Source organism: Massilia oculi, from assembly GCF_017582745.1.
In the GTDB taxonomy this organism is placed as follows: Bacteria; Pseudomonadota; Gammaproteobacteria; order Burkholderiales; family Burkholderiaceae_D; genus Telluria; species Telluria oculi_A.
Genome location: NZ_JAFVIM010000001.1, coordinates 190,832 through 209,152 on the forward strand (window position 1 = coordinate 190,832; position 18,321 = coordinate 209,152).

Here is an 18,321-nt window from a genome sequence, read left to right on the forward strand (position 1 = left end):
CAACGCTTTAATAGAGAGAGCCGCCATGTCCCGCCTGACCCTGCATACCCAAGAAACCGCCCCTGAAGGCAGCCGTCCCTTCGTGGACAAGGCCGTCGCCAACAACGGCTTCCTGCCGAACCTGATCGGCGTGCTGGCCAATTCGCCGCAGGCGCTGCAGACCTATATGACGGTGTCGGGCATCAATGCCGAGACCAGCCTCACCCTGCCGGAACGCGAAGTCGTGCAGATCACCGCGGCCCGCATCCACGGCTGCGACTTCTGCATCGCCGGCCACACCGCCATCGCCCTCAAGAAGGCCCAGCTGCCGGTCGAGACCGTCCGCGCCATGCAGCAAGGCCAGGACACCGGCGACGCCAAGCTCGACGCGGTGCGCCAGTTCTCGGAAGCCGTCATCGCCACCCGCGGCGGCGTCAGCGACGACGCCCTGGCCGCCTTCAAGGCCGCCGGCTACAACGACCAGCAGGCGCTCGAAGTCGTACTGGGCATCAGCCTGGCCACCCTGTGCAACTTCGCCAACACCCTGGCCGGCAACGCGATCAACCCGCAGCTGCAGCCCTTCGCCAGCGGAGCCATCTGATGTCGAACGGCGAACAAACGACGCTGCCGCCTGGCCTGGCCGAGTGGCTGCAGGCTAACGCCGACCAGCTCGACAGCACGCCCGAGCTGGCGTCCGAGGTCGTGCCGCGCCTGGCCGGCGCCGGCCTGTTCGCCGTCGGCGTGCCGCAGGAACTGGGCGGCAGCGGCGGCGCCACGATCGACGCGATCGACGCCATCGCCGCCGTGGCCGAATATTCGGTCACCGCCGCCTTCGTGTTCTGGGGCCAGCGCACCTTCATCGAATACCTGCTGCAAAGCCCGAACGAGGCCATGCGCGCGCGCTGGCTCGGGCCGCTCGTGCGCGGCGAATTCGCCGGCGCCACCGGCCTGTCGAACGCGATGAAATTCCTGTCCGGGATCGAGTCGCTGCAGATCACGGCCACCCCGATTGATGCCGGCTGGCAGCTCGACGGTTCGCTGGCCTGGATCACCAACCTGCGCAAGGAAGGCTTCATCGCCGCCGCCGCCGTCAATTCGGCCGGCGACCTGCCGCCCGCGGTGGTCGCCTTCATCAGCGACAGCGCCGGCGTCACGCGCAGCCCCGACCTCGAACTGATGGCCCTGCGCGGCAGCAATACCGCCGCCGTCAAGATCGAGGGCGTGCAGATCGGCGAAGGCGAAGTGCTGCATCCGAACGCGCGCGCCTGGCTGCCGGGCGTGCGTCCGTCCTTCCTGGGCCTGCAGTGCGGCCTGTCGATCGGCCTGGCGCGCGCCAGCCTGCGCGCGGCGCATGCGCTGTCGACCGCCATGCGCGGCCCGCTGCTCGAACGCATCGTGGCCCAGCAACTGGCACTCGAAGACCTGGTGACGCAGCTGAAGGATGGCGTGGCCGACGGACGCTTCAAGACCGCCGCGGCGCCGATGTTCCGCCTGCGCATCGCGCTGGCCGAAAGCGTCCAGCAAGCCGTCATGCTCGAGCTGCAGGCCAGCGGCGGCCGCGCCTACCTGGTCGACCGTGACCGCAGCTTCGCGCGCCGCTGGCGTGAATCGGCCTTCATCCCGATCGTCACCCCGAGCCTGACCCAGCTGCAGGTCGAACTCGCGAAGCACGCCGCGGCATGACGATGCAGGCGATCGAACAAGGCGCGACCGCACTGTCGGCGTCCAGCCTGCGCATCGGCTACGGCGGCAAGACCGTGGTCGACGACATCTCACTGACCATCGACAAGCGCGAGATCGTCTGCCTGCTGGGCGGCAGCGGCTGCGGCAAGTCGACCCTGCTGCGCGGCCTGGCCGGCCTGAGCCCGACCCAGGCCGGCCAGGTCAGCTTTTTGGGCGAGCCGCTGCTCGAACCACATCCGCGCGCGGCGCTGGTATTCCAGCAACCGAGCCTGCTGCCCTGGCTGAACGTCGAAGGCAATGTCGGCTTCGGCCTGGACTTCGCGCGCCAGCCGGCGATCGCCCGCGACGCCCGCAAGCAGCGGGTGGTCGAGGCCATCGAGGCGGTCGGCCTGGCGGCGCGCGCGCATGCCTATCCGGCCCAGCTGTCCGGTGGCCAGGCCCAGCGCGTGGCGCTGGCGCGCGCCCTGGCGCGCCAGCCCGAGCTATTGTTTGCCGACGAGCCGTTCTCGGCGCTGGACGCGATCACGCGCGCCGAGATGCAGACCCTGCTGGTCGACCTGGTGCACCGCTGGCATACGGCGGCGCTGCTGGTGACCCATGACATCGACGAAGCGATCCTGGTCGCCGACCGCATCCTGCTGATGGCGGGCCAGCCCGGCCGCATCGTGCGCGAATGGAAGGTCGACCTGCCGCGGCCGCGCCACGAGCACGCCGAGGGCGTGGTCGGGCTGCGCCTGGACATCATCAAGGCGCTGCGCGACGGCGCCTGAGCGACGCTTTTCGAACCACGAACACGAACAACAAGGAAAACCCATGAACGACCCGATCCACATCTGCGCTTCTTCCGACTGCGATTGCGGCATGACCCGGCGCGACTTCCTGCGCATGTCGGCGCTGACCGGCGCCGCGGCCGCATCGCCGCTGCTGTTCGCGGGCGACGCGATGGCGCAGAATTTCAAGGGTGACGACCAGCCGGTCAAGATCGGCTACCTGCCGATCACCGACGCCGCGCCGCTGCTGGTGGCGCACGGCCGCAAGCTGTTCGAGCAGCAGGGCCTGAAGGTCGAGACGCCGCGCCTGTTCCGCAGCTGGGCCCAGATCATCGAGGCTTTCGTGGCCGGCCAGGTCAACGTGATCCACATGCTGTCGCCGGCGACCCTGTGGGTGCGCTACGGTTCGAAATTCCCGGCCAAGGTGGTGGCCTGGAACCACATCAACGGTTCCGCCCTCACGGTGCAGAACGAGATCAACTCGGTGGCCGACCTGGGCGGCAAGACGATCGCGATCCCGTTCTGGTACTCGATCCACAATATCCTGCTGCAGAAGATCCTGACCGCCAACAAGCTGAGCGTGGTCACCCGCGCGCGCGGCGCCGCGCTCAAGCCCAATGAAGTTAACCTTATTGTGCTGGCGCCGTCCGAGATGGTCTCTGCGCTGGCGACCAAGTCGATCGCCGGCTATATCGTGGCCGAGCCGTTCAATGCGGTGGCCGAGAATGCGAAGATCGGCAAGGTGCTGCGCTTCTCGGGCGACGTCTGGAAAAACCACGCCTGCTGCGTGACCTTCCTGGCCGAGCGCGACCTGAACGACAAGCCGGAATGGTCTCAGCGCGTGACCAATGCCATCGTGGGCGCCCAGCTGTGGTCGCGTTCGAACCAGGTCGAGACGGCCAAGCTGCTGGCCGCGACCGGCCCCAACAAGTACACCCCGCACAATCTGCAGGCGCTGACCAAGGTGCTGGCCACCACCGATTACTCGGACTACGAGAAGCGCCGCATCGTGGCCCATCCGGCCTGGCAGCAGCGCCGCATCGACTTCCAGCCGTTCCCGTTCGCCTCGTACACCGAGGAGCTGGTGCGCGCCATTGGCCAGACCAAGGTCGAGGGCGACACCGGCTTCCTGGCCAAGCTCGATCCGAAGTTCGTGGCGAAAGACCTGGTCGACGACCGCTTCGTGCGCAAGTCGATCCAGGCCGTGGGCGGCCCCGCCAAGTTCGGCCTGCCGGCCAACCTGCTGCGCACCGAGACGATCGCGGTCTGATCATGCTGGGACGTTTCTTGTGGCCGGTCGCCGGCTTTGCGATCGCGCTGCTGCTGTGGGCCTGGGGCGCCAAGGGACTCGAAGAGAGCACGCCGATCGCGGCGATGTTCGCGCCGATGGAGACCTTCGAGGCCTTGCGCGTGATGGTGCTGGGGCCGGACATCTGGGTGCACGTGGCCACCAGCCTCAAGCGCGTGGCCGTGGGCCTGGGCTTCGCGATCCTGTTCGGCGTGCCGCTCGGGATCCTGGTCGGCATGTCGAAGGCCTTCAGCCAGGCCAGCACGCCGCTGTTCCAGCTGCTGCGCATGGTCTCGCCGCTGTCGTGGATGCCGCTGGCGGTGATGGTGCTGGGCGTCGGCGACGCGCCAGTCTACTTTTTGCTGGCCTTCGCCGCCGTATGGCCGCTGATGCTCAGCACCGCCGCCGGCGTGGCCCAGCTCGACCCCAACTGGATGCTGCTGGCGCGCTCGCTGTCGGCCACCAAATGGGAAGTGATCTGGCGCCTGGTGCTGCCGGGGATCACGGCGCAGATCCTGACCGGCGTGCGCCTCGCGATCGGCATCATCTGGATCGTGCTGGTGCCGGCCGAGATGCTGGGCGTGTCGGCCGGCCTGGGTTACTTCATCCTCGATACGCGCGACCGCCTGGCGTATTCGGAACTGACGGCCGCCATCATCCTGATCGGCCTGCTCGGTTATGCGCTCGACTATGCGGCGCGCTTCGTGCACGCGCGCTGGCTGCACTCAAGGCCGTCCGATCCGCTGCGCTGAGCAATGCCCTTCCCCGCCTTGCGCGGGGATTTTTTTGTGCAACACCGGGGTCAGGTCTGACATTCAGACACGGCCTCGACAACAAACCGCTCTTGGAGGCTGAGCTCGTGTCTAAATGTCAGACCTGACCCCAGCTCTGCGCGGCCTCGACAACAAACCGCTCTTGAAGGCTGAGCTCGTGTCTAAATGTCAGACCTGACCCCAGCTCTGCGTGTCCGCCGGCCTCGGTTACTTCATCCTCGATACGCGCGACCGCCTGGCGTATTCGGAACTGACGGCCGCCATCATCCTGATCGGCCTGCTGGGTTACGCGCTCGACTACGCGGCGCGCTTCGTGCACGCGCGCTGGCTGCACTCAAGGCCGTCCGATCCGCTGCGCTGAGCAATGCCTTTCCCCGCCTTGCGCGGGGATTTTTTTTGTGCAACACCGGGGTCAGGTCTGACATTCAGACACGGCCTCGACAACAAAACGCTCTTGAAGGCTGAGCTCGTGTCTAAATGTCAGACCTGACCCCAGCTCTGCGCGTGTCTAAATGTCAGACCTGACCCCAGCTCTGCGTGACCCCAGCTCTGCGATCCGCTGCGTTGAACGACTGCCTTTCCCCGCCATGCGCGGGGATTTTTTTGCCCGCTCAGAACGTCAGCAGCACCGTGACCGTATCGCGGTAATCCCCCGGCGTCGGCGCGCGCTGGCGCGGCACCAGGCCGTACATCATGACGTTCTGCGCGGCGCCGCTGCCGGTGCCGCCGTACACCGTGGTGCCGCCGGTCCCGTCGCCCCAGACCGTGCCGTTCAGCGTGGACGAGATCCGGTAACCCATCGTCTCGCCGGTCACGCTGTTCTTCATGGTGCGCGCGGCCGGATTGCCCGACTGGCCGCCGTTGAGCGAGATCTGGTAGGCGTTGCCGGCAGTGCAGGTGACGCTCAGCGGCGCGCTGGCGCGCATCTCGGCCAGCGGGCTGCCGGAACCGAAGGTCAGGTTGCTGGTGCCGATCAGGCAGTTGTTGGTGACGGTGGCTCGCGCCTGGAACGAGAAGGCTTCGGTGACGCCGGCGGTGCATGACTTGTCGGCGCCGAACACGTACTGCAGCGTGCCGTGGCCGGCGAAGCTGGCCGTGTACAGGGTGTCGACGTTGCCGGTCGTGCCCACGCCGGCCAGGGCGGACGCGGGGATGCGGCCATAGATCGTCACGCTCTGCGTCACCCCGCCCAGGCCCAGCAGGCCGACCAGCGTGCCGGTGATCGGCTTGGCGCCGATGGTGCTGGTATTGCTGCCCCACAGCCCGGTCGCGGTATAGGATGGGTCGCCGTACAGGTTGAAGCCCAGGCGGCGGCCGGCATTGAGCATATAGCGCGGGTCGCCGGTGCCGCCGCCGCTGCCCGGTCCCAGGTTGACGCAGACGTTGGCGGCCGGCAGCAGCAGCGGCGACTGCCCCAGGGTCCAGTAGCAGGTCACGGTCAGCGTGCCGCGCGCCGTGTAATCGGTGTTCGCCAGCGGGCTGATCACGCCGAAGTCGATGTCGGTCATGGTGGCGGTGCAGTTGTCGGCGCGGGCGCCGGGAATGGCCAGCAGCCACAGCGCGGCGAACGCCAGCGCCAGCCGCAACAGGCGTGCACGCAAAGCCATCATCGTTTCATTCATTTTCACTCCCTCCTGGCACGGGGCGGCACTGCAGCGGTCCGATCGTCGGCAGCTCGCCCGCCACCGCGCGGTAGACAAAACGCACCTCGCAGGCATCCTTGCCGGCGCCGACCAGCACGCGGTTGTTTTCCTTCAATCCCTCGACGAACAGCACCCCATCGTAACCGACCATGGCGTCCTGCGCACTGCCTTCCAGCCGCGCCCGGGTGCCGACTTCGGGCGCCTTGCCGTCCGCTCGCACCAGCATCAGGGTCGCGGCCGCATAGCGCTCGATCTCGAAGCGCGCGACCACGCCGGCATACTGGCGCGGCACCACGTCCAGATTGCTTTCGCTGACCCGGGTATCCGGCGGCAGCGACGACGGATCGATCGAGATCCGGTTGGCGGCATAGGGCTGCAGTTCCGGCACCAGCAGCCGGCCGTTGCCGTCGGTGCGGCCGATCAGGCGGTTGTCCTGCAGCACCGGCAGGTCCGGCGCGCCGGCCGAGACCAGGGCGAAGCCGCGTCCGACCTGGCGCGCCGCGACCACGGCGCCGTCCATCGCCACCAGCGCGCCGCTGAAGTCCATGCTGGTGTTGCGGTTGCCGCCCACGCGCTGGGTCGAGATCGCGGCGCGGCCATGCGAGCCGAGGTACTGGACCTGGGCCTGGTCGTAGCGCTGCGCGCCGGCCGTGCCGGCCTGCAGCGCCCAGCCCAGGCCGCCCTCGAAATCGGGCGCGCGCGACAGCGACACCGCGCCCACCTTTTCTCCGCGCTGGCGTCCGCCGTTGCTGTTGAACGAGACGCGCGAATCGAAGGCCATGCTGAAGGTGGCGGTGATGCCGCGCTCGGCGCGCCGCTCCAGGTCCTGGAAGGCGCCGACGCTCAGGTAGCCGCGCTGGCCGACGCTGCGCGACCAGCCCAGCGACACGGTGCGCGTGACGGGCGGCGTGTCTTCCGGCGCGCCGATCGGACCGAGCGGATCGGTGACCGGGCCCAGGCCGACCTGCCTGGGCATGCGCAGCTGGATCAGGTTGATGCTCAGGCTGTTGCCGCGCCAGGTCGTGGCCAGGCTGGCGCGGTCGGTGGCGCGCGCCACCGGCACACCTTCGAGCACGCCCAGGTCGCCATAGCCGGCGCTGGCGCGCACCGATTGCCAGTCGAAGGCGAAGCGCGGCGCCACGTACTGGTAGCCGAGGCTGGCCTGCCAGCCGCGATGGCGGCCACTGCTGGCGGCCAGGGCGGCGCTGGCGACGCCGGCGCCCTCGATGCGCTTGAGCACGCCGCCGCCGGCCTGCACCAGGCCGCGCCCGGCTTCGGCATGCGCCTCGAGCGTCAGGGTATCGCTCCAGCCGTGGCGCCAGGAGCCGATCGCCGCCGGGCCGCCGTAGCTGAACGAATCCACGCCGTAGTCGCGCCGCAGCGCGCCGGCCGAGACGGCGAAATCGGACAGGCCGCGCGCCAGCAGCCGGGTGTCGACGTACAGCGGCAAGGTGGTGGCGACCTGGCGCCCGAGGGCGTCGCGCGTGATCACGGTGGCCTGGCCGGCGCCGTTCAGGCCGGCGACCTGGTCGACCACGAAAGGACCGGTCGGCACGTCGGCGCTGAACTGGCGCACGCCGTTCACGTACAGGTCGACACTGCTGGGCACCACGGCGGAGCCGGCCACCGAGGCCACCGGATAGGTGACCAGGTCGGGCCGCAGCTCGAAGTTGCGGCGCCACTCGATGCCGCCCAGGCGCATGGCGCGGGTCCAGGAAAGCGACGGCGCGACCGTGTCGCCCACCTGCCAGGTCGACAGCTTGTCCTGCGACGATTGCACCCAGCTGGTGTCGTAACGGGTGTAGCCGCGCCCGGCGCCGCGCACGACCGCGGCGCCGGTGCTGTTCAGTGAACCGTGTTGATCGAAGTAGCGCAGGTCGAGGGTGCCGGCCAGCGAGCGGCCGGTGCTCTGGCCGAACAGGTTGTAGTTGAGCAGCATGCCGCGGCTGGCCTGGGCCTCGCCGGCCGGACGCACCGTGTGCGCGCTCAGCACGCGCCGCTCGCGCAGGGTGTCGACCAGGGTCAGGGCCAAGGTCTGGGCCGCCGGATCGTAGGCCCAGCGCAGGCCCCGCACCTCGTCGAGCGAAAAGTCGCTGCGCCCGGCCACGCCGAAGCGCGCCGGGTCCAGTCCCAGTTCGCGCAGGGTATCGACCGTCATGCGCAGGCTCGCGCCCTGCTGGAACACGGAGACGAGGAGGCCCGTGGGCTGGCCGTCGATGCTCGCTTCGAGGAACAGCTCGACCGGCTGCGCGGCGGGAGCGGCGGTCGATGGCGATGCGGAGGGGACGGCAGATGCGGACACCGCCGCGGTCTGGGCGACGGCGGCGGCGATCGGATTCAGGGCCAGGCCAAGGATCAGCGCTCCCGCCGGCAGGCAAGCCGGTGGCCGCACCCGCCATGGCAGGCGGCCGGTCAGCATCGCGGCACGGGCGTCAGTCCCGCGCGACGGCGGCGCTGGCGGACTGCGACCGGGTATTCACGGTGGCCTGGATCGCCAGCGGCGCCGGCATGGCGCCGGCCACTTCGGGCGGCAGCTGCCATTCGCGCGCGCGGCCGGGCAAGGCATAGCCCAGCAGGCCCTTGCTCAGTTCGACGGTGCGTTCGCCCACGCGCACGCTGGTGGCGCCGATCTGGGCATGCAGGGCGCCGCTGTTGCGGGCGCGCAGATGCCAGGCGCCGGCGCGCTGGAAGGTGCTCCATTCGAGGGCTGGCGCGGCCTGGGTGTCGGCCGGCAACACGAAGGCCGGCACCGAGTACTGGAGGCGGATCGCGACGTTGCTCTGCGGGCTGTCGCCGCGCGGCAGTTCGTCGATCAGGATGCGGTAGGTCTGCTCGGCCCCGCCCGAGCTCGCGCCGGGGCGGCGCACCAGGCGGATGGTCTGGGTACTGTTGGCGGCGATCTCGATGATCGGCGGACTGGCCACCAGCTGGGTAGTCGGGGTCAGGTCATCGACGCCGTCGCGCTGGTCCCACGCGTACACGCGCACCTGGCCGTGCAAGGGCGTATCGCCGTTGTTCTGCAACTGGATCCCGGCCGAGTTCTGTCCCGGCTGGAAGCTGATCGAGACGGGAGAGATCTGCAGGTTGGCGCCATGCGCCAGGGTAGCGCTCAACAGGGCCGCCGCGAATGCGGCGCAGCGAATACTCCGCATGCAGGCTCCGATCAGAAGTAGATGGTCGCAGTGATGGTCGATTTATAGCTGTCCGGGGTCGGCGATTTCTGCACCGGGATTTCGCCGTACACGGTCAGGCTCTGGGCATTGCCGTTGCCGGTGCCGGCCAGGGTGTCGGTGCCCTGGGTATTGCCCCAGAGGCCGGAACCCGGCGCGCGGTACAGGTTGACCTTCACGGTGTCGGTGTTCGCGCCGCTGCCGTTCAGGAAACGGGTAGTACCGGTCGAGCCGACGCCGGTGCCGGCATCCAGACCGACATTGTAAGGCGTAGTGTTGGTGCATGTCACATTGATGTTCGACTGGCCCGAGATCGCCGCGGTGATGACGCCCGACTGGCCGAAATCGATGCCGGTGGCGGCGATCGTGCAGTCGGCAACGACGCGCATCGTCACGTCGAAGGTCGCGGTCTTGGTGGCGGCGAAAGCGGCGCTGCCGGTGAAAGGCATGACGGCAGCCAGGACAGCAGCCAATACGCGGTTACGGTTCGAGGTCGACATCATTTTTTTCTCCAGTCGTTGAGGATGCGATCACCATGACGCACACAGAATTGCTCAACTCGGAAAATATGATACATCGTTTCCGCACGGAATCAAATGCTTTTCATCACTTTTGCTGACTATTTCAATTTTGCTGGTTTTACGCAACAGTGTGGTGAAATTGCTACAAACGACCTCATTCCGGCGCGGCCCAGGAACGCGCATGGGCGACCGCCCGCCCCCAGCGCGCCAGCAGTTCGGCGCGGCGGCCGGCGTCCATCGCCGGTTCGTAGCGGCGTTCGACCTGCCACTGCGCCTCGATCGCCTCCAGCGATTCCCAGTAGCCGCAGGCCAGGCCGGCCAGGTAGGCGGCGCCCAGGGCCGTGGTCTCGGTGACGCGCGGGCGCACCACCTCGACGCCGAGCAGGTCGGCCTGGAACTGCATCAGCAAGTCGTTGCGGGCGGCGCCGCCGTCGGCGCGCAGCTCGGTGACGGCGCAGGCGGCGTCCTTCTGCATGGCCGCCAGCAGCTCGGCGCTCTGGTAGGCGATGGCCTCGACCGCGGCGCGCGCGATATGGGCGGCGCCCGTGCCGCGCGTCATGCCGAGTATGGTGCCGCGGGCATACGGATCCCAGTGCGGCGCGCCGAGGCCGGTGAAGGCCGGCACCAGCATCACGCCGCCACTGTCGGGCACGCTGGTGGCGAGGGCCTCCACCTCATGCGAGTGTCGGATGATGCCCAGGCCGTCGCGCAGCCATTGCACGGTGGCGCCGCCCATGAAGACGCTGCCCTCGAGCAGGTAGTCGGTGCGGCCCGCTACCGTCCAGCCGACCGTCGCCAGCAGGCGGTTGCGCGACACCGGCGCGGAGTCACCGGCATGCATCAGCATGAAGCAGCCGGTGCCGTAGGTATTCTTGACCAGTCCCTTGCGGTGACAGGCTTGCCCGAAGGTGGCGGCCTGCTGGTCGCCGGCGATGCCGGCGATCGGGATCGCATGGCCGAACCATTCCTCGGCCGCCAGCCCGACGATGCCGGCGCTGGGAACGACCTCGGGCAGCAGCGCGCGCGGGATGTCGAACAGCGCCAGCAAGTCCTCGTCCCAGGCCAGCGTGTGGATATTGAACAGCATCGTGCGCGCGGCATTGCTGGTATCGGTGACGTGGCGGCCGCACAGGCGATAAACCAGCCAGCTGTCGACCGTGCCGAAGGCCAGCTCGCCCCGATCGGCCCGGCTGCGCGCGCCGGGGACGTGGTCGAGCAGCCATTGCAGTTTGGTGGCGGCGAAATAGGCATCGAGTTCGAGGCCCGAGCGTTCCTGGATGAAGGCGGCCTTGCCCGCGTCAAGCAGGCGGTCGCACACGCCGGCGGTACGCCGGTCCTGCCACACGATGGCTCTGGCCACCGGTTCGCCGGTGGCGCGGTCCCACAAGAGGGTGGTCTCGCGCTGGTTGGCGATGCCGATCGCGGCGACTTGGGCGGCCTGGACGCCGCCTTGCGCCAGCGCTTCGCGCGCGCAGGCGAGCTGGCTGTGCCAGATGTCGAGCGGGTCGTGCTCGACCCAGCCGGGCTGGGGAAAATATTGGGGGTACTCTCTTTGACAGCTGGCCACCGGCAGGCCGGCGCGGTCGAACAGGATGGCGCGCGAGCTGGTCGTGCCCTGGTCGAGGGCGAGGATGTATTGGGTCAAGGGCGTCTCCGGTCTCTGCGGCGGCCGACGCGACACGCCAGGGCAAAGCGGTCCGGGACGACCGTCGACAAGGCGCGTGGATCACGTGCCTCGGGAATTATAAGTAAAGCAGGCCGATAGGCCGGATTCTGTGTAACGCCACCTTGCGGCGGCGCATGGACAGCCATTCCTCTAGGCGCTGAATTACTCCAGCGCTCAAGCTTCCTACCCGCACGCTCCGCGAGCAACATCAACGCGTGCCTATTTGGAATTGCTCCAGGTGGAGGTTACCGCGTTTCACCGTAACTTAATACGCTCGTCTCTGTGGCCCTATTCCTCGCCTTATACCGCTGGCTTGCGCCAGACGGCTTTCAGCGGACGGCCGTTAACCGTCACCCCGCTCTGTGGAGTCCGGACCTTCCTCCCGTCCACGACCTTGCGGCGTGGACCAGCGACTGTCTGGCCTGCTTCACGGGCGTCATTGTACCCGATCGCGCGGTGCGAACCTACTTCGGTTTGCCGACGCGGATTGCCTCAAAGAATATGCCGTCTTCGGCTATGAGCAGGCGGCGACGGTCGATCGGATAGATCACGTGGAAGCTGCATCCGACCTCGACAATGGTAACTTTCGACCCCAAAGGCAAGGTCGCAGCGTTTATCCGCCACTCCCGGTGGGGGTATTGGAGCGTGTCGTCTGTACTGCGAACATATGCAGGATTGCTGCAGTCTTCGCCATTGAACGCAAAGCTGTCTGGACGAATGGAGGCTTTTTTTCCGATGGCAGCACGGATCTGTTGGGGACTCTTCGAGGTAATCGCGCCTTCAGGAGTCAGGTCGCGAGAGATTTTCCAGTCTCCGTAGATATCGGTATTGATGTCTTGTGCGCTTGCCAATCCCCAGCCCAGACAAACGAGCAGGAGGAAAGCCGCGGTCGATCGAATGCCGATGGCGCTCATCTTGAAGCCCTCACGGTCGGCTGAATTGGCGCGGCCATGAAAGGTTCGCTTTCCTCCTTGCGACGATCAACCAGCCCCCTGGCGTTCACGAGTACGAGCTTGCCGTTCTTCCTGACCTTGACCATTGTGCTCTTCCGCATCTCCATCCCCGCAGCGTGGAAGTCGCCACCGTTGACCAGCTTGAAAACTGGTCGCGCTCCTGTAGCACCACGGTTGAAGGTATAGCTTACCAAGGCATCGAACTGTGCTTGATTCACCGTTACGGTGACATTGCGGCGCACGGCACGCTCGGCATCTGCGAGATCGGCCATGAACAATTGCTGCACGTGCGCTTCTGTCACCGGCGTCTTGAGCTCTTCCGGTGTACATGGACTCCTGCGAACCAGTGAGCCATAACCTACTGTGCAGTTACCTTTTCCTGGACCCATATCATCGTAGTAAGCCATGATTTTCTTCTCGCGCTCCTGCAAGCGCCGTCTGCCTATGGAACTCATGAACATGCCATCCTCCACGTATGATCCTTCCTGACGACCAGCTCTACCGCAGGCAGCCGAGGGGCATTGTTCCCTGATCAAGGGAGTCAGAACTTAGGCAAGGTCAAAAAGTCGTCGAATCCTTCCAAACTCATCCAAGACCTAGCAATATGAACCAACGATAGTCTGGCCCATATCACGGCGACGCTGATCCCGACAAAGGCACCGCGGGGATCCGCACCCTCTCGCGCGATCCGCTGCCACGGAAAAGCCCAGCTTTCCATTTCTGTAATTTGATGTCGCCATTTCAAAAGCCGTTCCCAGGCCGCTCGCCTAGAATGCCCGGAAAGCCTCTTTGACAAGGATGACACACCCCATGCCCTCCCCTTCCCTGCACGCTTCCCGCACCGGCGGCCAGCTCCTGGTCGATGCGCTCCACGTCCACGGCGTCGACACCGCCTTCGGTGTCCCTGGCGAAAGCTACCTGGACGTGCTCGATGCGCTGCACGACTCGAACATCCGCTTCGTGATCAACCGCCAGGAAGGGGGCGCGGCATTCATGGCCGAGGCCTACGGCAAGATGACCGGTAAACCCGGCATCTGCTTCGTCACCCGCGGTCCCGGCGCCACCAATGCCTCGATCGGCGTGCACACCGCGTTCCAGGACTCCACGCCGATGATCCTGTTCATCGGCCAGGTCGGCAACGACTTCGTCGACCGCGAAGCCTTCCAGGAAATCGACTACCGCCGCATGTATGGCCAGATGGCGAAATGGGTGGCCCAGATCGATCGCGCCGACCGCATCCCCGAATACATGGCGCGCGCCTTCCAGGTGGCCACCAGCGGCCGCCCCGGCCCGGTGGTGCTGGCGCTGCCGGAAGACATGCTGGTCTCGACGGCGGCAGTCGCCGACACCCGCCCCTACCAGCCCTCGCACGGCGCGCCGTCAGTCGAGCAGATCGCCCGCCTGCGCGCGATGCTGCAAGAAGCCCAACGACCGCTCGTGCTGCTGGGCGGCGGCACCTGGAACGCGCAGGCCTGCGCCGACCTGGCCCGCTTCGCCGAAGCCAACCGCTTGCCGGTGGGCTGCACCTTCCGCTTCCAGGACCTGCTCGACAACGCGCACCCGAACTACGTCGGCGACGTCGGCATCGGCATCAACCCGAAACTCGCCGCGCGCGTCAAAGAGGCCGACCTGGTGATCGCCATCGGCCCGCGCCTTGGCGAGATGACGACCGGCGGCTACACGCTGCTCGATTCACCGGTGCCGCGCCAGCGCCTGGTCCACATCCACCCCGATCCGGAAGAGCTGGGCAGCGTCTACCAGGCCGAACTGATGATCGCCAGCGGCATGCCGCAAGCCTGCGCCATGCTGGCCGCGATGGAGCCGGTCGACGCCACTGCCTGGCAAGACAGCGTGGCCGAGGCAAAGGCTGAACTGGCCGCCTGGCAGGCGCAGCCCGCGCTGCTCAAGGAAGGCGTGCCGCTCGACCTGTGGCAGGTGGTGCAGGACTTGATGGACCAGCTCCCGCACGACGCCATCGTCACCAACGGCGCCGGCAACTACGCCTCGTGGGCCCACCGCTTCTATCGCTACGGCGGCATGCGCACCCAGCTGGCGCCGACCAATGGCGCGATGGGTTACGCCGTGCCGGCCGGCGTGGCCGCCAAGATCGTGTGGCCGGAGCGCGCCGTGGTCACCTTCGCCGGCGACGGCGAATTCATGATGACGGGCCAGGAACTGGCCACCGCCGTCCAGTACGGCGCCGGCGTCGTGATCCTGGTCTTCAACAACAATATGTTCGGCACCATCCGCATGCACCAGGAGCGCACCTACCCGGGCCGCGTGTCGGGCACGGGCCTGCACAATCCGGACTTCGCCGCCCTCGCCCGCGCCTACGGCGGCCATGGGGAAGTCGTCGACCAGACCGCCGATTTCGCGCCGGCCCTGCGCCGCGCGCTCGACCACGCCGAGCAAAAGAAACTGCCGGCCGTGATCGAGCTGCGCTACGACGGCAACCTGATCACGCCGAACGCCACGCTGGAGACGATCCGCAAGCAGGCGGAAAGCGCGAGGGCCGGCAGCTGAACGCTCGTGTGCAATCGGGTTGCGTATTGCTGCTCTGGTAAAATATTCGCTAGTTTTTTCGTCGCCGGCCACGCCGGCGTCCGCACGCAGTCCCGCCACCAGACACTATGTTTAGCTTCTTCAAGAGAAAAAAAGCGCCCGATGCACCGGCGCCGGAACCGGTCGTGCCGGCCGCGCCGCCTGCGCCCGTATCTGCACCGGCGCCCGCCCCTGCACCGGCGCCCGCCCCGGTCGTCGCCGATGCCGCCGTCCCCAGCGTCCTGCACGAAGGCGCCAACCTGTTCCCCGAAACCGCCGAACGCCCGACCACCGAGGCTGAAAAGAAAACCTCGTGGATGGCGCGCCTGAAGGCCGGCCTGTCCAAGACCTCGAGCAACCTGTCCCTGCTGTTCGTCGGCGCCCGCATCGACGAAGACCTGTACGAGGAACTCGAGGCGGCGCTGCTGATGTCCGATGCCGGCATGGACGCCACCGAGCACCTGCTGGGCGAACTGCGGCGCAAGGTCAAGGAAGACAAGCTGCTGGACGCCGCCGCCGTCAAGGCCGCGCTCAAGGAGCTGATGATCGACCTGCTGCTGCCGCTGCAGAAGCCGCTGGAGCTGGGCCGCCACGAACCGTTGGTGATGATGATCTCGGGCGTCAACGGCGCCGGCAAGACCACCACCATCGGCAAGCTGGCCAAGCATATGCAAAGCTTCGACCAGTCGGTGCTGCTGGCCGCCGGCGACACCTTCCGCGCCGCCGCGCGCGAGCAATTGATGGTCTGGGGCCAGCGCAACAACGTCACCGTGATCTCGCAGCAGTCGGGCGATCCGGCCGCCGTCGCCTTCGACGCGGTACAGTCGGGCAAGGCGCGCGGCACCGACGTCGTCATGGTCGACACCGCCGGCCGCCTGCCGACCCAGCTGCACCTGATGGAAGAGCTCAAGAAGATCAAGCGCGTGATCGGCAAGGGCATGGACGGCGCGCCGCACGAGACCCTGCTCGTCATCGACGGCAATACCGGCCAGAATGCGCTGGCCCAGGTGAAGGCCTTCGACGACGCCCTGCAGCTCACGGGCCTCGTCGTGACCAAGCTGGACGGCACCGCCAAGGGCGGGGTGCTGGCGGCGATCGCGCGTACCCGCCCGATCCCCGTCTACTTCATCGGCGTGGGCGAGAAGCTGGAAGACCTGCAGCCGTTCAACGCCGAAGAATTCGTCGAAGCGCTGCTCGGCTGACGGAACGGGAACCCATGATCGCATTCCAGTCGGTATCCAAACAGTACACCCACGGCGATGCGCGCGGCGCGTATGCGCTGCACGACGTCTCGCTCGACATCGCCAAGGGCGAACTGGTCTACCTGGCCGGCCCGTCGGGCGCCGGCAAGTCGACCCTCATGAAGATGGTGGCGGCGGTCGAGCGTCCCAGCAGCGGCAAGGTGATCGTCAACGGCCAGGACATCGGCCGCATCAAGCCGGCCGGGATTCCCTTCCTGCGCCGGAACATCGGGATCATCTTCCAGCAGCAGCGCCTGCTCAACGACCGCAACATCCTGGCCAATACCATGCTGCCCCTGCTGGTGACGGGTGCCCGCACCGCGGACGCCGCGCAGCGCGCACGCGCCGCGCTCGACCGGGTCGGCCTGCTCGACCGCGCCAGGGCGATGCCGCTCGAACTGTCGGGCGGCGAACAGCAGCGGGTCGCGGTCGCGCGCGCGATCGTCAACCGGCCGCAAATCATCCTGGCCGACGAACCGACCGCCAATCTCGACCGCGTGGCGGCCGACAAGGTGCTGGACGCGCTGCGCGCCTTCCACGCCGCCGGCGTCACCTGCGTCATCTCGACCCACGACGAGCAGGTGCTGGACAGTGCCGCGCGGGTGATCCGCCTCGAGCAGGGCCACCTGGTCGGAGGTGCGGCATGAGTCCGTGGCTGCGCCAGCACCGCTTCGCCCTCGGGGCCGCGCTGTCGACGGTGCGCAAGTCGCCCGGCAGCTTCCTGTTCAACGTGCTGGTGGTCGCGCTTGCGCTGACCCTGCCGTTCGCGGGCATCACCCTGCTCGACAATGTGCGTCCGCTGTCCGAGCAATTATCGGTCGATCCGGAGATCAGCCTGTTCATGCGCGACGACGCCAGCCGCGCCGATGCCGAAGCGCTGGCGCCGCGGATCCGCCAGATCGTCGCGCCGCAGGGCGGGCAAGGGGCAGAGATCGCCTTCGTGCCGCGCGAGCAGGCGCTCGCTTCGCTCAAGGAGCGTAGCGGCCTGGGCGACGTGCTGGAAACCCTGGGCGACAACCCCTTGCCTGACAGCTATGTGATGAAGCTGGGCGGCTTCGCCAGCGCCGGCGCCGCCGACCAGGTCGACCTCATCACCGAGCGCCTGGGCGAACTGCCGGGCGTGGAGACGGTGCAGGTCGACTCAAGCTGGGTCAAGCGCCTGGCCGCGATGCTGGCCATCCTGCGCCTGGCGCTGCTGCTGCTGGCGGCCACCCTGGGGATTGTCGTGATCGCGGTCGTGTTCAATACGATCCGCCTGCAGGTGCTGACCCAGAAAGAAGAAATCTCGGTCTCGAAACTGCTGGGCGCGACCAACGATTTCATCCACCGCCCGTTCTTCTATACCGGCGCGCTGCTCGGCCTGTGCGCCGGCGCAGTGGCGCTGGGCGCGGTGACCCTGGCCCTGCGCCCGCTCAACGGCGCGATCGGGGAATTCGCCCGCCTGTACGGCTCGAATTTCCAGCTGACGCCGCTGGGTGGCCTGGAAGTCGCCGGCCTGCTGGCGATCAGCGCCGGCCTGGGCCTGGTCGGCGCCCTGCTGTCGGTGCGGCGTCACCTGGCGCGCCAGCGTTGAACGGCGGTCCTACAAACTTGCAGTGAAAAAAGCTGTCGAGATGGTATTGAAATCCCGATAAGCATCACCATCTGTAGTAACAGGGCAAGGCGGCCCTTCTGTGCGGCTGCCTTCCCCATTACTGGACAAGACCACGTCGCATGACACCGCAATGAATCCTACGGCCTAGCTGCCATCCCCTACGCTTCCACGCGCAAAATTCCTACAGGCTGCGCTGTGGCTACGTGCGCCATTCAACAGAATACGTGCCATTGCGGCCGTAAGCTGTGTCTAACGTTATTCCAGTCATTCCTGACTCACTGTTGAGCCGAATCAACTGGACAAGCAATACCTGCTCTACAGTGGAACCGTCGGCAATTCGATTCCTGAGAGCAATACTTTGAACAATCTTAAGCGCCGTGACCACTTCTAGCACTCACCTCGGGGGAGTGCTAATATATGGTCCAAGGCAATCGAAATTCAAGTCACGCATCCGGGTAACAAGCCGTAACAGCGGTGCCGCAAGGCAATAAGTTATGGC

The 18,321-nt window shown here is 67.1% G+C and carries 16 protein-coding genes, 1 other RNA gene and 1 pseudogene; 10 read left to right on the top strand and 8 right to left on the bottom strand.

What is annotated here, in order from left to right; genetic code table 11:
• The first annotated feature begins 25 nt into the window (after nt 1-25).
• From J3U95_RS00850 to J3U95_RS00875, 6 genes and pseudogenes are all read left to right on the top strand, one after another.
• The gene (locus tag J3U95_RS00850; RefSeq protein ID WP_208276828.1) at nt 26-580 is read left to right on the top strand and encodes a carboxymuconolactone decarboxylase family protein; all 555 of its coding nucleotides are present in this window, start codon (nt 26-28) and stop codon (nt 578-580) included.
• Nucleotides 580-1,662 (top strand): acyl-CoA dehydrogenase family protein, encoded by a 1,083-nt coding sequence (locus J3U95_RS00855; protein WP_208276829.1) that lies wholly within the window; start codon nt 580-582, stop codon nt 1,660-1,662. The genes J3U95_RS00850 and J3U95_RS00855 overlap by 1 nt, the downstream gene beginning before the upstream one ends.
• Nucleotides 1,659-2,432: an ABC transporter ATP-binding protein gene (locus J3U95_RS00860; protein ID WP_208276830.1), complete on the top strand. Its 774-nt coding sequence runs from the start codon at nt 1,659-1,661 to the stop codon at nt 2,430-2,432. The genes J3U95_RS00855 and J3U95_RS00860 overlap by 4 nt, the downstream gene beginning before the upstream one ends.
• Nucleotides 2,433-2,475: 43 nt before the next feature.
• Nucleotides 2,476-3,702, top strand: coding sequence for an ABC transporter substrate-binding protein (locus tag J3U95_RS00865; protein ID WP_208276831.1), 1,227 nt, complete (start codon nt 2,476-2,478; stop codon nt 3,700-3,702).
• Between the two features lie 2 nt (nt 3,703-3,704).
• Nucleotides 3,705-4,472, top strand: a complete 768-nt coding sequence (locus tag J3U95_RS00870; protein WP_208276832.1) for an ABC transporter permease — start codon at nt 3,705-3,707, stop codon at nt 4,470-4,472.
• Between the two features lie 205 nt (nt 4,473-4,677).
• Nucleotides 4,678-4,854: pseudogene (locus J3U95_RS00875) on the top strand (ABC transporter permease); the annotation flags it as partial.
• A gap of 250 nt (nt 4,855-5,104) precedes the next feature.
• Here J3U95_RS00875 and J3U95_RS00880 read toward each other — a convergent pair.
• From J3U95_RS00880 to J3U95_RS00915, 8 genes are all read right to left on the bottom strand, one after another.
• The gene (locus tag J3U95_RS00880; RefSeq protein WP_208276833.1) at nt 5,105-6,115 is read right to left on the bottom strand and encodes a Csu type fimbrial protein; all 1,011 of its coding nucleotides are present in this window, start codon (nt 6,113-6,115) and stop codon (nt 5,105-5,107) included.
• Entirely contained in the window at nt 6,108-8,555 is a 2,448-nt protein-coding gene (locus tag J3U95_RS00885; RefSeq protein WP_208276834.1) for a fimbria/pilus outer membrane usher protein, read from the bottom strand. The genes J3U95_RS00880 and J3U95_RS00885 overlap by 8 nt, the downstream gene beginning before the upstream one ends.
• Before the next feature lie 13 nt (nt 8,556-8,568).
• Complete coding sequence (locus J3U95_RS00890; protein ID WP_208276835.1) at nt 8,569-9,288, bottom strand: fimbrial biogenesis chaperone; 720 nt, start codon at nt 9,286-9,288, stop codon at nt 8,569-8,571.
• A gap of 11 nt (nt 9,289-9,299) precedes the next feature.
• Nucleotides 9,300-9,809, bottom strand: coding sequence for a Csu type fimbrial protein (locus J3U95_RS00895; protein WP_208276836.1), 510 nt, complete (start codon nt 9,807-9,809; stop codon nt 9,300-9,302).
• Between the two features lie 172 nt (nt 9,810-9,981).
• A complete protein-coding gene (glpK, locus tag J3U95_RS00900; RefSeq protein ID WP_208276837.1) occupies nt 9,982-11,472 on the bottom strand; it encodes a glycerol kinase GlpK in 1,491 nt (496 codons plus the stop codon).
• 101 nt (nt 11,473-11,573) lie between these two features.
• Nucleotides 11,574-11,922: RNase P RNA component class A (rnpB, locus tag J3U95_RS00905), an RNA gene on the bottom strand.
• 35 nt (nt 11,923-11,957) lie between these two features.
• On the bottom strand, nt 11,958-12,407 hold the full coding sequence (locus tag J3U95_RS00910) for a hypothetical protein (RefSeq protein ID WP_208276838.1): 450 nt from the start codon (nt 12,405-12,407) through the stop codon (nt 11,958-11,960).
• Nucleotides 12,404-12,907, bottom strand: coding sequence for a lysozyme (locus tag J3U95_RS00915; RefSeq protein WP_208276839.1), 504 nt, complete (start codon nt 12,905-12,907; stop codon nt 12,404-12,406). Before J3U95_RS00915 ends, J3U95_RS00910 begins: the two co-directional genes overlap by 4 nt.
• Nucleotides 12,908-13,256: 349 nt before the next feature.
• On the opposite strand from J3U95_RS00915, the gene J3U95_RS00920 reads away from it, so the two are divergent.
• The 4 genes from J3U95_RS00920 to ftsX all read left to right on the top strand — a co-directional run bounded on the left by J3U95_RS00920 (nt 13,257) and on the right by ftsX (nt 17,801).
• Complete coding sequence (locus J3U95_RS00920; protein WP_208276840.1) at nt 13,257-14,969, top strand: thiamine pyrophosphate-binding protein; 1,713 nt, start codon at nt 13,257-13,259, stop codon at nt 14,967-14,969.
• A 107-nt stretch (nt 14,970-15,076) separates the two neighbouring features.
• Nucleotides 15,077-16,189, top strand: coding sequence for a signal recognition particle-docking protein FtsY (gene ftsY, locus J3U95_RS00925; protein WP_208276841.1), 1,113 nt, complete (start codon nt 15,077-15,079; stop codon nt 16,187-16,189).
• A gap of 14 nt (nt 16,190-16,203) precedes the next feature.
• Entirely contained in the window at nt 16,204-16,875 is a 672-nt protein-coding gene (locus tag J3U95_RS00930) for a cell division ATP-binding protein FtsE (protein WP_208276842.1), read from the top strand.
• On the top strand, nt 16,872-17,801 hold the full coding sequence (gene ftsX, locus J3U95_RS00935; RefSeq protein WP_208276843.1) for a permease-like cell division protein FtsX: 930 nt from the start codon (nt 16,872-16,874) through the stop codon (nt 17,799-17,801). Before J3U95_RS00930 ends, ftsX begins: the two co-directional genes overlap by 4 nt.
• The last annotated feature ends 520 nt before the right edge of the window (nt 17,802-18,321 follow it).